Annotated in this window: 11 protein-coding genes; all 11 read right to left on the bottom strand. The window is 47.7% G+C overall.

Annotated elements, in window-relative coordinates; all coding sequences use genetic code 11:
• Positions 1-22: 22 nt before the first annotated feature.
• Positions 23-454 (bottom strand): MarR family winged helix-turn-helix transcriptional regulator, encoded by a 432-nt coding sequence (locus tag AC0THY_RS04740; protein ID WP_489993310.1) that lies wholly within the window; start codon positions 452-454, stop codon positions 23-25.
• 303 nt (positions 455-757) lie between these two features.
• Complete coding sequence (locus AC0THY_RS04735; RefSeq protein WP_489993309.1) at positions 758-1201, bottom strand: ATP-binding cassette domain-containing protein; 444 nt, start codon at positions 1199-1201, stop codon at positions 758-760.
• Positions 1202-1320: 119 nt separating this feature from the next.
• A complete protein-coding gene (locus AC0THY_RS04730) occupies positions 1321-1866 on the bottom strand; it encodes a hypothetical protein (protein WP_489993308.1) in 546 nt (181 codons plus the stop codon).
• Between the two features lie 18 nt (positions 1867-1884).
• Positions 1885-2085: a hypothetical protein gene (locus AC0THY_RS04725; RefSeq protein ID WP_489993307.1), complete on the bottom strand. Its 201-nt coding sequence runs from the start codon at positions 2083-2085 to the stop codon at positions 1885-1887.
• 699 nt (positions 2086-2784) lie between these two features.
• Entirely contained in the window at positions 2785-3849 is a 1065-nt protein-coding gene (uxuA, locus tag AC0THY_RS04720; RefSeq protein ID WP_489993306.1) for a mannonate dehydratase, read from the bottom strand.
• 262 nt (positions 3850-4111) lie between these two features.
• Positions 4112-7969, bottom strand: coding sequence for a family 78 glycoside hydrolase catalytic domain (locus tag AC0THY_RS04715; RefSeq protein WP_489993305.1), 3858 nt, complete (start codon positions 7967-7969; stop codon positions 4112-4114).
• Positions 7970-8099: 130 nt separating this feature from the next.
• Positions 8100-9197: an MBL fold metallo-hydrolase gene (locus tag AC0THY_RS04710; RefSeq protein ID WP_489993304.1), complete on the bottom strand. Its 1098-nt coding sequence runs from the start codon at positions 9195-9197 to the stop codon at positions 8100-8102.
• Positions 9198-9201: 4 nt separating this feature from the next.
• Complete coding sequence (locus AC0THY_RS04705) at positions 9202-10197, bottom strand: uroporphyrinogen decarboxylase family protein (protein WP_489993303.1); 996 nt, start codon at positions 10195-10197, stop codon at positions 9202-9204.
• A 44-nt stretch (positions 10198-10241) separates the two neighbouring features.
• Positions 10242-11231 (bottom strand): ABC transporter permease, encoded by a 990-nt coding sequence (locus AC0THY_RS04700; protein WP_489993302.1) that lies wholly within the window; start codon positions 11229-11231, stop codon positions 10242-10244.
• The gene (locus AC0THY_RS04695; RefSeq protein ID WP_489993301.1) at positions 11197-12741 is read right to left on the bottom strand and encodes a sugar ABC transporter ATP-binding protein; all 1545 of its coding nucleotides are present in this window, start codon (positions 12739-12741) and stop codon (positions 11197-11199) included. Before AC0THY_RS04695 ends, AC0THY_RS04700 begins: the two co-directional genes overlap by 35 nt.
• A 106-nt stretch (positions 12742-12847) precedes the next feature.
• On the bottom strand, positions 12848-13963 hold the full coding sequence (locus AC0THY_RS04690) for a substrate-binding domain-containing protein (protein ID WP_489993300.1): 1116 nt from the start codon (positions 13961-13963) through the stop codon (positions 12848-12850).
• Positions 13964-14206: the final 243 nt, after the last annotated feature.

Below are 14206 nucleotides of genomic sequence, written 5' to 3'. Positions count from 1 at the left end.
ATGTATCAGATTTCAATATGTCTCAAGCTAAGTTCTCTTTTATTTTATCCAGCAGCTGAAAAAAGATATCAATCTCTTCCCTGCTGAGTCCCTTCACCAACTGCGCCTCCGTCTCCTCAATATGTCTGCAGACCGACTGACACAGGTTTTCCCCCTTTTCGGTGAGGGTTAACCGCTTCAGCCGCGCGTCCTCAGGAACACTCATCCTGAAAATCAGCCCGTTTTTCTCCATTCCTTTTAGGATTCCCGTAACCGTGGACCTGGTTATGGTAAAATTTTTCTCTATATCCTTTTGAAATACCACTTTTTCACTATTTTCATACAGATAACGGATGATCCAGATCTGTATGGGGGTAACCTCCCCTATTCCAAGCTGCCTTTTTTCGGATTCAATTTTTCTTCCCAGCAGATTTGAGACTGCGTGTATCTCGTGTCCAATTTCCCTCTTATCCATTTGTATTACCTTCCCTTTCCACAGCATGCAACGGAATTTATTGTGCTGTCTACGAACAAACAAAAGCGTTAATATTGTTCGGTACCAAACAATCTTAACGCTTTTGCTTTTAATTGTCAATTATTATCCAACCGGAAAATTCCCATCACTCTAGTGTACTGACACATTTATTTTCAAACTAATAACCCAGAATGTTTTTTCGTCGACAAGACGACTAAATGAGGCGATGCGGTGGCATCGTCGATTGAAGTCAACGAAGCTCGATGGGAAAACAGGCAAGTCATTAGTTGAAATATGAACGTGTCAGTACACTGGCACTCTGCCATCCCTCAACTGGTAGATGCAGTCACACAGCAGTTCCACATCCTCCTTCACATGCGTCGCAAGCACAATGGTCTTTCCCTGCTCTTTTAAGTTCCGGAATAACAGCCTCATATCCTCCACCCCCTGTTCGTTCAGTCCGTTCATGGCTTCATCCAGCAGAATGATGTCGGGAGACTCCATTCTGGCCTGGGCAATGCGGAGGCGCTGGCACATTACCATTGAATACTTTCTCACATGCATTTTTGATTTTGGGTCGAGTCCAACCGCTTCCATAACTTGAATGATATCTTTTCTGCCAAGCAGCAGTATAGTTTTACCAGAACTATTCCTCTCCACCAGGGCACAGATCTCTCTTCTCTCCACCTGGATAGAAACCTGATCCAGCACAGTGGCATCTACGAATGTTTTTACCGCATCTTCCACCTCCAGAAAAAATTTATGTTACATGGCTACCTCCCCGATGATTGATATCTTGTTTTTCCCTCTCATCAAAACACAGCTCAATATGAGAAGAAGAGTCAGTAATGCCAAAATCACATACCCTAAAGCCGGATATCCCTGCTTTTTAACAGGCGCCAGTTGTTCAATACTGATCCAGGACAAGGGGGAAAACCATCGCGCTTTTTTCGCATTAAAAAAATCATCAGTGGGTCCAGCAATATAAAAAATACTGCCGCTGCCATGCCCATCCCCCGCATACGTTCAGACCGGTTTACCAGATAGATTACAATACCTATGAAGACAAATCCGCACATAGCCAGAGAAAAGGAAATTCCTGTGGCCTGCAACGGCGTATAATAGTCCAGTACCTCTTGATTGATAATCAGCGTGGGCGCATACTGGGACGATGCATCTGTGAAAGCCAAAGTCCCGATCTGTCCTGCCCCAGAATAGAGGAGTTTAGAACGGGATACCAGATGCCCATAATACTGGTATATATACCTGCTGAACGCTCCTTTCAGAGCCGATAGGATTGCCCCCATGGAATTCATAAGCCAAAATAACACTATCATCAGAATGAGAAACACCAGTTTAAAATTCCAAAGTTCTCTTTCCATATGGTAGACAATACTGTTTTTCAGTTCCACAAGATCCCTCCTGAACTCCTATCCCGCCAGCAACCGTTTCCCCGTCACAGCGTCAATGTTCATCTGTTCCACAGTGCTGCCCGTTCCATCTTCATCCATAATGCGTACACTGAATGTCCACACCGGAGACAGGGTGGTCTCCCTTGTATCGCTGTCCTGGAACGTGATCTGATATTCAAGATCCATGCCATGAATGATGAAGTCCTGCGTCAAAATCATATTTTGTTTCAATCCACGCTCGGTAATTTAACAGAGTACGACCATATCTTTCGATGCGTTGATTGACTTCATGTCAGTGGGGGATACCGATCTCTCTCCGCCCTCCACTACCGTTAATCTTGTTTTAGGTGATTCCTCCCGCCACCTAAAGAGGTGGGAGAATCCTCAGATATTCTTGTTGTAAAAGATAAGTGATTGTATTCAACGCCTTGTCCGGGGAGATGATATCCTCCTCTTCCTGCCCCGTTATCCTAATGTTTTCTTTCGCTGACCGGGCAGTTTGACTGCATCCGGTCATAGCGATACAAAGAAGGCTAAGAAGCAAATCACCCGAAAAGCACTTACCTGCCATCATGGAGTAAAAGTCACGGAAGACGCGCAGCCAACCGCACCGGCTATGCCCGTAAAGCTAAAGGAATACCGTGCAGCATACACATTATCGGAAAACAACATGCACATCAGGCAGGTTGTAGCCACAATACTCTTATATCTTTTTTAAACATAGATTTTCCTCCTGTAATTTCCTTTTTATTATGATCAACTAAGTTATTTATATACTATCATTCTTAGAACTATTTGTCAATATTATAACAATAGTTTTTATATAACTTTAATTTTCTAAATACCACAGGCCATACAAAAGGAGCCATCGGTTCACCTGATATCTCAGCAAACCAACAGCCCCTCTTCCTGCAAACCTCAATGGCTTTTTTGAATAGCCTCCCACAGTCCGTTCAGGTAACATGCCCCCAGCGCTCTGTCATACAGTCCATATCCCGGCATTGCCACCTCATCCCAGATCATCCGGCCATGATCCGGCCGGACCGGTCCTCTGTAGTCAATGTCGCAGAGCGCTTTCATAATCTCATACATGTCAAAACTCCCGTCAGAAGACAGGTGTGCCGCCTCCTCAAAGTCTGTGTCTGAGTTGAACTTGAGGTTGCGCACATGCACAAAGTGAATCCGCCCTTTCAGCGCCCGGATCATGCCCGGCAGATCATTTTCACGGTTGGTCCCGTAGGAACCTGTACAAAAGGCTACCCCGTTGTGAGGGTTATCCACCATATGCAGCATTCTCTGGATATTCTCCTTGTTGATAATAATCCTTGGAAGCCCAAATACGCTCCAGGCTGGATCATCCGGATGGATGGCCATATTAATATCATATTTGTCGCAGACCGGCATGATTCGTTCTAAAAAGTACTTTAAATTGGCAAACAGTTTCTCATCGTCCACCTCCCGGTACATGGCGAACAGCTCTTTAACTCTTGCCATACGCTCCGGCTCCCATCCCGGCATCACTGTGCCGTTCACATCCCCGGAGATAGAGTCGAACATTTCCTCAGGGTTCATCTGGTCTATGGTCTCCTGGTTGTAGGCCAGGACAGTGGAACCATCCGGCCTGACCCTTGCCAGCTCGGTCCTGGTCCAGTCAAAGACGGGCATAAAGTTATAGCATACCATATGAATATCCGCCTGACCAAGCCGCTCCAGTGTGGTGATATAGTTTTCAATATACCGCTCCCTCTCGGGAGCCCCCGTCTTGATGGCATCGTGGATGTTTACACTCTCAATCCCTTTGATTGCAAGCCCTGCTTCCTCCACCTCTTTCTTCAATGCCTGAATATCTTTAAGCTCCCATGCCTCCCCCGGTACGGAGTCATAGAGGGTGGTAATCACCCCGGTCACTCCCGGAATCTGCCGGATCTGTTTTAAGGTAACGGTATCGAACTTGCTGCCGTACCAGCGCAGTGTCATTTCCATAATTATTGTTCCTTCCTTTCCTGTTATGACAGGCTTGCAAACCAAGAAACACTCTTTTCGTGCCTGGCACATTCTGCCTGTCCTTAAAAACAGTATTTCTCAGAAAGTCAATAATTATTTAACAATAAGCCGAACGGTTACGTATGTTCAAAAGCTATCCTAACTATTACAAGCTTACACGCACAGAAGCCCCCGCGTCCCCGCGGAGGCCTCCAACCTACTTTTTTGTTTTCCTCTGCCTATTTGCTGTAATGCAAATCTGCTATTTTACTTTTATCCGCTTCTTAGCGCTGAAATTTGTGTATACCTTGTTTCCGTCTACCGTCTTGTATGCTCTGACGCGCACAAAATAGGTTCTGTTGCTCTTAAGCTTCTTGATAATTTTAGCCCCAGCCTTTTCGCCCTTCGCGGTGACTGTCTTTTTACCCTTGAAATTTGCTCTGGCAGCATACTGAATCTGATATCCGTCTGCACCATCCACCTTTTTCCAAGTGATTTTCGCCTGTTTTTTCTTTGTGCTCTTAGCTATTTTAATGGCTGTTTTGGTGTTCGCAAATTTTGTCTCTGCCAGCAGGTCTTCCATCTCTTTTTTCAACTGCTGTGCCTCTTTCAGAGCTTTATCTGCCTCAGCTGCCTTTGCCTCAGCAATTCTTTGCGCTTCCTCGGCTTTTGCCTGTGCCTTCTCAGCATCTGCCTTTGCTGCAATAGCCGCTTCTTTGGCTGCCTCAGCCAGCTTCACCTGAGCTTGGACAGATTCCAATGCTTTCTCTACCGCATTTTTGGATTCCACTGCAGTTTCCTTAGCCTGCAGGGCTGCATCGCGCGCTGCTTCCGCTTCCTTCTGGGCCTTCACAGAACCCTTCTGGGCATCCTCGGCTGCCTTTTTTGCAGTCTCTGCCCGGTTCTGGGACTCTGTTGCCGCACTCTTTGCCGCCTCAGCCAGGCTCTTTGCATTTTCGGCATCCTTTTTCGCCTGCAGGGCAGCCGCGCTGTTTTCACCTGCTGTCTCTGCAGCAGATACTGCCAGCTCCTGTGCTTTTTCTGCCAGTCTCTGTGCTTCCTCAGCCGCTGCCTGTGCTTCCTCGGCCGCTGCCTGCGCCTCTTTGGCTGCTGTCACTGCTGCGTTTGTCTGTGACTGAATCTCAAAATGATAGGTTCCGGCTGTAAGTTCAAATTTCGCACAGTCTTTTCCGTTTCTCATCTCTCTTCCGGTGTAAACTGCTCCCTCCGGAAGTGCCAGGCTTTCCACCTGATTCTCATCCAGATTCAGGTATAAGGTTGCCGATGTGTTGGCAGGTACGACTGCCGTGTAAGTATCCATTTCTCCCTTAGCGGAAGTCCAGTTACTCTGAATGGTGCCGTAGACTGAGTTGTAGGAACCATTTACAAAATCAATGCGTCCTTCCGGATCAGCGGTGGGCTGCAGGATAAAGTGTTTGTATCCGGGATTTGCCTCGTCACTCTTGATACCTGCCATATAGTTGTACATCCACTCTACGCTGGCGCCGTAGGAGTAGTGGTTAAAGGAGTTCATGGAGCTGTCACCGAAACCATCTTTTACAGAATAGGAGTTCCATCTCTCCCAGGTAGTGGTTGCACCGTTCTTTACTGCATACAGCCAGGAGGGATCGGTATCCTGCAGCATCAGCGTATAGGCCACATCCCCATAACCCAGGTCTGTAAGGATAGGAAGGATCACGTTTACACCCAGGAAACCAACGGACAGTGTATCTTCTTCCTGTCCTGGACGGATCTTTCCGTCTTTGTTCTCAATATTGATCAGCAGGTTCTTAATGAAGGTATCTCTCATCTCATCATTGGAGTACAGATTCAGTTTCAGCGCCCAGAGAAGTCCTGTCTGTGCATTGTCAGCGGACATCTTTGGCTTTGCGAACGGAAACATAAAGTCATCCTTGCTGTCTGTCAGCAGATTGTAATCCTCATCAACGAAGGTTTCGATAAATTTTTCTTTCAGTTCATCATGCCTTGCCCTGTACTCGGCTGCCTTATCCGTCTTGCCGATAATTTCTGACATGTTTTCCATCAGAGTGCATACATAAATCTCATATACCATATTCATGACTGAAAGCCTGGTCCCGCAGTATGCCACCCAGTCGCCGTACAGCAGAGTGCTATAGTCACCTGCATCCATATAGGCAGCCATCTGATCATAACTGTTTTCAATAAAGCTTACATCACCTGTCTGCAGGTACATTACCCACGGAATAATGATTCCGGCATCACTCCATCCACAGTTTTTCGCTCGTCCTTCCATACCAACCGTAAAATTCTCGTTTGTTTTGGGCATGACTTCCGCATAAAAATTGTCATGATTTGCCGCATAGTCATTCATTTCATCTATGTAATTTTCCATAAATGCATAGGTATCAAAGTTCAGTGCTGCAGACTGTGCGAACAACTGTGCATCGCCGGTCCATCCGGCACGCTCATTACGCTGCGGACAGTCTGTGGGGATTGACAGGTAATTTCCCATCTCACTCCAAACCGTATTTTCTGCGAAGCGATTCAAGTCAGCATCTGAGGTTGTGATATAGCCGGTTCTTTCACTGATTGAGGTAACCACACGGCCTCTTAAGCTGTGGAGAACGATATCCTCCGTGGCTGAAACCTCAACATAGCGGAATCCACGATAAGTAAAGGTCTGCTGGTACTCTTCTCTCTCGCCGCCATTCATGATGTAAGTGTCGGTACACTGCGCAGAACGCAGAGCTACACGGTACAGGGAACCACTGGGGCCATCGCTGCCCATGGAGCCGGTCTTTCCGGTCTCAGAATCATAATCAATGTCACGTCCATCATTCAGAGCCTCTGCAAAGCGGAAGGTTACCACCGTATCTTTTGCGCCGCTCATGACAGCGTCTGTCAGACCAACCATGTTCTGCCCCAGATCCAGGATCAGTTTGTCACCTGCCTTTATGGTGATGTCACCGTTTACATCCACTGCTTCCTCCACCACTTCGCCATAGGTCATACCTTCATTTGTATTGGTGGCGTTGACAATGTTTTCCGGATCATAGGTGTATCCCAAGATGGGCTTCTGCTCATACTCATCGCGGATCACAGCCGTAGCCTTGGAGCTTGGAAGCAGATCACCCGCATATTCTGTGGTATCTGCTGCCTTCCAGGTATCATCTGTCTCATAACCTGCCTGGTTCCATCCCTCAATTGCAGCCTCAATGGTAGCATCGTAATGCTCACCATTCCAGAAATCATCATAGGTATAGGGACTGTTCTGAGATACCTGCCAGGTATTGTCCGTATTGACAACTGTACTGGTTCCGTCCGTGTAAGTAACCACCAGTTTTCCTGCGAGACCTCTTTCTTCCGCCTTATCATCCGGTCCAAATACATTTGCATAGTCGGAGCTATACGCTGTCTGATACCAGCCTCCGCCCACAGCGGCGCCGATGGCATTGTCTCCGCTCTTCACCATGTCGGTCACATCATAAGTCTGGTAATTCAAATACCTCTCATACGCCGTCCAGCCAGGGTTAAAAATGTCGTCCACATCTGACTTCACTTCCTGGCCGTTGATCCAAGCCTGATAGATACCAATGGCTGACATATAAAGTCGTGCGGATGCAATCGTTTTGTTTGCATCAAGTGTGATCTCTTTACGGAACAGGGGAGCTGCCTCATTCTCACCTCCTGCATAAAGCCACTTTGCGCCATCCATCTTCCCGGCAATTTCAAAATAAGCCGGCTCAGAGGTGGCTGTATCGCCATCTTTATCTGTGATTGTTACAGTCCAGTAATATCTGGCTGCATCTTCCAGGGCCGTCTTTCCTCCGTAAGCAATACCCACGGACTCAGAATCCTCCACCTTGCCGCTGTCCCAGACGATCTCTCCATCTGCACTGCCTTTGCGCACAACAATCTGGTAAGCGCTCTGGGCTGCCCCTAACTGTGAAGATGTCATGGCCCAGCTGAATTTCACATCGCTCTTGTCCAGTCCAATGGGGTTTGCCATATATGCCACCTTAGCATTTACTACCTGTGTGTCATCTGCCGCAAATGCCACTGCGGGCATTGAACCCATAGCTCCTGTCACCGTCATCGTGGCGGCCAGAAGTATGGCCGTCAGTTTTTTTCGTTTCATAAAGTATTTCCCTCCTTTTCTCTACGATGACAGTATACTTTAGTTCACTTGAACTTTTGTTAAAACTTCATTGAACAAATGTTGGGCCAGGCAGCCTTTCCACATAATGAGGCGTTAAAAATACCGCTTTTTATCTGTTTTTTCTCCCATACTTCCTCGCTTGTTCCCCGTATGTAACTGAGCGCGTGGCATCATACCCCTCACTTTGGTTGGGGTAACGATAGCGTCTGATATCACGGTCGTCCGGATAGATGAATCTGGCGCCTGGCCTTAGAATTACTGTCTTAATCTCCGGTGTGTTCTCTGCTACAAGCCGTTCAAACTGGTTTACAAGCAGCTCCGGGTCCGAGGCCGTATTCGCCCAATTATCATAGTGATCCGGAATCAGTACTTTTGCCTGCAGCGTCTCCCCCAGTCTTGCGCAATCATATGGCGTCATTTTATCAGTAGCCCCTGATGCATTTCTCCCCATGTCAAAAATCGCTACGTCAATATCATAATTCTGTCCCACGGCCTGATAGCCGTCGTGATACCAGGTGTCTCCCAGAAACATTATATTTCCCCCGGAGGTTTTAAACAGAAAGCTGGTGGCACATTCTTCATAAGATACTTTCCCTTTCCCGGAACCGGTGCGCACCACAGTCTCATCATAATTCATCAAAAACTCCACTTCTGCACCGGGCACCTTCACGGATTCCCCCACTCTTGCGGTCACAATACGCTCATCCGGCACCTGAAAGCCTTTTAATTTCTCTACTGTCCTGGGCGGACCGTAAAAGATACAGTCCGTGGTCTGCAGCGCTGCTTTTACAGTGTACAAATCACAGTGATCCTGATGCTGGTGAGTGGAAAAAGCTCCGTCCAGGCGGTTGAATTTCCACGGGTCCACCAGTTGAGGATTCATTCTCATCCAGTTGATGGTCTCAGCCCCAGCCTGTTTGCAGACTCCGCAGTAATAGTATTGGGTATAGTGGGACGGTCCGGAATACACATCGATAAAGAAAATCCCCCCTTCATCTGTCTTTAGAATCCATGACGGCCCTCCCAGCCACCATATGGCCACCTGCCCATTGTTCAGTGTAAATTCTTCAATTTCTTTATTTAACAAAGTTCCCCATTCCGGAAAACAGTCTTCCAGCCAGTCCTGTCTGGTCAATTCCCTGTTTTGGTTTAGATAGTCGCCTGCCAGGATTCCTCTTCCGTCTGTTCTCTCTACTCTGTCTCCCATTTCTCTACTCCTCCTTAAAATATTTCTGCACTGCCTGCACAATCGCCTTTATATTTCCAGGCGGTGTTCCATAGTTTACAAACCCTCCTGCGCTCAGAATTAATTTATCATCCTCACCGTATTCCTGCAGACGCTCTGCCGCTGTCTCATACAGAGTCTTCTGATCCAGTTCTGCCACTTCCCGTATGGGGTCCAGCCCTCCGATCAGTGTAATCTTCCCATGGCTGTCTTCCCTGGCCTTATGAAGATTGACGCAACTCCCCGCATGCCAGCAGTCAAATTCCGTGTCCCCTATGGCCCCCGCCAGATGGGCTGCCTCTGCATCATTGTGCAGTATTTTGACCGCATCCGGAAAATGGCAGAGCAGCTTTTCATAATGCGGAACTACAAATTCCTCGTATTGGCTCCTGCTCAGAAAGCTGGAGACATCATCCGAAACAACCAGCTGCTTCAGCGGACCCAGAATCTCCTCCTGGGCTTTTAAATAGGAAATACTTGTCTCCGTGATCACATCTAAAAGCCTTCTCACCCGTTCCGGATCATCAAAAATATCCATGCAAAGATCTGTGGTCCCCCGAATCAGGGCTGCCACTGTGACAGGTCCCATCAGCAGTGAAGGCCCCGCCTGGATTCCTTCCGGTTTGTATTTCTCCATATACGAAAGGTACGCCAGCGCCTTCCCCATATAGTTCTCAGCTTTCGGATCAGCCGGTTCCAATCCGTCAAGATCTTCCAGTCCCGCCTCCAGCCTCTCACAGCCCGGAATCCCGATATTGTCAAATACCACCCTGCATCCCAACCCGCTGGCCACAGGCACGACCCCAAAATCAGGAAACAGCGGGTTCTTATATCCCGTCAGCTCAAAGGCTTTCAGCTGAGCCTGCATCATCGTCTGAGGGCTTTCAAAATATTGCCTTAACGTTAGCCCGCACACGGATGAAAAAAATGGATGGTTCATAAAAAAAACAGGGCCTTTAAATCTTTTCTTTCTTTTTTCCATATTGCTCCTTTCTCCGGCCTATTCTGCCCGCATGCGCTAGCGTACTAGCCAGCGGACACCCTCTCCTTGATCTGGTCCAGCCCCACGGCAAAGAGAAGCAGCGCTCCCTTAGCAAAAATCTGCCAGTACTGAGGCACCGATATCAGCGTCATCCCATTATTCATGATACCGATTGTCAATACGCCCAGAAAGGTGAGCACAATACTTCCCTTACCGCCTTTTAAGCTGGCACCGCCCAGGATCACTGCGGTCACAATATCCATCCCATAGTTTTCCCCTGCGGAGGGAACCGAACTTCCCGAAAGTCCCAGCAACACCAGTCCCGAAACTGCAGCTAAAAAACCTGTGCCCACGTAAAGAAGCATTGTGTAAAGCTTTACCGAAATCCCGGCAAGACGAGCAGCCTCCTGATTTCCTCCAATGGAATATACATACCTTCCAAATACCGTATAGTGCATGATAAACCACACCACCAGGAAGCTGATGAGCAGCAAAACAACCGGAACCGGAATCACCCCGAACATTCTGCCGAGTCCGAACCACTCCAGAGGCTTTGAGTCCAGAAAGGTACTCTGTCCGGAGGAGATGACATACGCAAGTCCGCGGATGACATTCATGGTTCCGAGTGTGGCAATAAAAGGCTGATATTTCCAATAGGTTACAATAAATCCATTAAACAATCCGCAGAGCATCCCTATAGCCAGACCCAGAAGAATCCCAAGATACCACGGAACTCCAAGCCTCACTACAATCTCGGTTTGCACACAGCCTATAAAGGCGATGGTCGATCCGGCAGACAGGTCAATGCCCCCTGATACAATAATCATCATCATACCCGCCGCTGTGATTCCAAGCACAGACACCGCCTGGAAAATATTTAAGAAATTTTTTATGGATAAAAAATGCTCTGACTTGACTGTAAAAAATAATGCCAAGAGAATAATAAACAGAATAAGTCCGCTCTCTGCAAGCTTGCGCAGCAGCATGTTTCCCATTGACCTAACATTTCCTTTTTCCTCTTTCGTCTGATTCAATACGCTTCTCCTCCTTTAGATTTCCGATGGCATGATACATCAGATTTGAATCATTCGCCTCTGCCCCCTCCAGTTCTCCAACGATCCTGCCATCCCGGATAATATAGATCCGATCGCTCAGTCCCAGCACCTCCGGCAGCTCCAGTGAAATAATGAGAATCCCCACCCCTTGGGCGCACAGCTCCTCTAAAAGCTCATAGATATCATATTTTGCCCCGATATCTACACCGCGCGTAGGCAAATGCAGTATTAAGAACCTTGACTCATTAGCCAGCTGCCTTGCGATCATCACTTTTTGCTGGTTGCCGCCGCTCAGGGTAGATATTTTCTGTAAGGAGGAGCTGCACTTTACCTTCAGCCTTGTAATCCACTTATCTGCCCCCTCCCTCTCCTGTGATGGAACGATGCATCCTAGTTTTGAAAAGTAATTCAAGGCGGATACGGTAATGTTATTTTTTGTAGACTGTACCGGAAACAGGCCTGTCTTCTTTCTGTCATCTGATACATATCCGATTTTGCAGCGCTTTGCATCTGCGGGATTTCGCAGATGAATGGGTTTCCCCTCCCTCTCCAGGCTTCCCCCCTGCAGGGGCAGATCTCCTATGATAGCCCTGCTCAATTCCTCCTGACCCTGCCCCAAAAGCCCAAATACGGAGACAATCTCCCCGCTCCTGACATGTATGGAGACATCCCTGATCTGATGTCCGGCTGTAATGTTCTTCGCCTCAAAGATCTTTCGTCCTGCTTTCATCGCATGCTTCCTGGTGTAATTGGCGCCGATATCCCTGCCGACCATCATCTCAACCAGCCCGTCGGGTGTCACCTGGTCTGTATGGACGGTTGCGATCAGCTCTCCATTTCTCAAAACCGTGATTCGGTCCGCCAGTTCAAACTGTTCCTGCATCCGGTGGGTGATAAATACTATGGTTACCCCTTCCTTTTTCAGGTTTTTCAACACCTGGAAAAGCCGGGCCGTCTCCTGGTCATTCAGCGCGGCCGTCGGCTCGTCCATGATCAGGATATAGGGCTGCTTCCATAGTGCCTTTGCGATCTCTACCATCTGCTGCTGGGCAACAGACAGACGCCGCAGCTTTATACCCGGCTCAATATCTATGCCCATTCTCTCTAAGATCACGCCCGCCCTCTGGTTCATTTCCGCCCTTTTGACAATGCATCCAGCCCGCTTGGGGTAATATCCCAAAGCGATATTCTCCGCCACTGTCATGTCACTCATCAGATTAAACTCTTGACTGATTACTCTTATGCCCAGCTTCAGGGAATCATGAGGAGTATGGATCTCAGCTTTCTCGCCATTAATGTAGATTTTTCCGCTGTCCTTCCTGTAATGACCTGCGATTATTTTTATCAGCGTAGACTTCCCAGCCCCGTTTTCCCCGATGAGCCCCAGGATCTCTCCCTTTTTCAGCTCAAAACTTACCTTTTTCAGTGCATATGTCCCTCCAAAGGATTTTTCAATATCCACTGTTCGTAAAACTATACTCTCACCCATTTTCCACCTCCTAAATCATAGAGAATGCCCGCCTGCTGACCGGACATCCCAAATGATCTGATTGTTCGTGGCTGTGAATAGTAACGATTGTTCACATAGACCGGCATTATTTTTTCACTTGGTCTGGATAAATCTCAGACAGATTGTCAAGGTTCAGCAGTATACACGGCTGGTACATATCAAGCTCAGGTTTTTCTCCTGTATTCAATTCGCGGATTGCCTTTGGAAGCAGCTCCCAGGCCCATACCTCCGGTCGGATGGCTACTGTGCCGTAGACAGGCGTACCTTCTCTTTGCATCTCCTCAATCATACTGTCAAGCCCCATGACAGAGGTTGCGATACACTCTTCCTCCCGGCCCGCTGCCCGTATGGAGGATACGGCCGCCAGTGTCCACTGATCCATATGCCCCCAAAATATAAAGTTTCCCTCCGGGTTCGCAGTGAGCACATCCGTCATTTTATTTCTGGAGATCTCAGGATCTCCCTCAGAGCTGTAGGTGATCACTTTGATATCCGGATAGATCTCTTTTACAGCTGCTGTGGCGGCCTCCGCCCTGTCTTGAATGACCTGCCCCGCCTCCGGGCAGTCCATACAGATGAAAAACGCCACGTCATCGCCCCATTTTTCTTTTGCCTTTTTCGCAAGGGCTTCTCCGCCCACGCGTCCCGACTCAGCCGGGTCCAGACGGTAGTATGGAAAATCATCCCCCAGAGGAACCTGTACTGCAATGGCCGGAATGTTATCAGCCTTCAACATTTCTCCGATTCGTTTATTTGCCTCCGGATCTTCGTTGTACTGTATGTAATAGTCACATCCCCATGTCTTTGCATTGTTGAAATTATCCACAGCCTGAAGCGGGTCCTGCTTGTTATCCATGGAGAGCAATTCCACCCCATAGTATCTCGCCGCCTTTTCCATTTCCTCTGCCATGATTGCCGCTCCTGCATTTGTACTGTTGAAATTAGCAAAAGCAATTTTATATTTTTTATCCGGTACCACCTCCTCGGGCGTGAAGCCAGATGGAGGTACAACAGATTTATCAAGCGCAATCTCCTGATTCTCTCCGGCAGTCTCCTTTGCTGTTTCAGCCCCCTGAGTTTCCTTCTCCTGTGCTTTTGTCTGTGCCGGGGTATCCTTTTTCGTTCCCCCGTTTGTGCTGCACGCGGTTAGGGAAAATGCCATAATACACGCCATTAACACTGATAACTTCTTCTTCATCATCGTAAACCCTCCTTTTGATCCCAATACTTTGTCACTTTGCACAATTTTTTGTTCCTTATGGATAAAATTCTATACCTTATTTTTATTTGTGTCAATACCATTTTGAAAAATAGTATACAATTTTATTGTTTTATGCGTTTTTAATTTTTTTAGTATAATTTTCCATCCATTTATGGTATAATCAAAAAGGTACTCGGGGCGAAACACCATTATGTAAACTTGACATTGACAATCCCCCGCGGG

This window comes from Ruminococcus sp. 8Y-12 (assembly GCF_058119865.1).
This window is presented reverse-complemented; position numbering and strand designations above follow the sequence as displayed.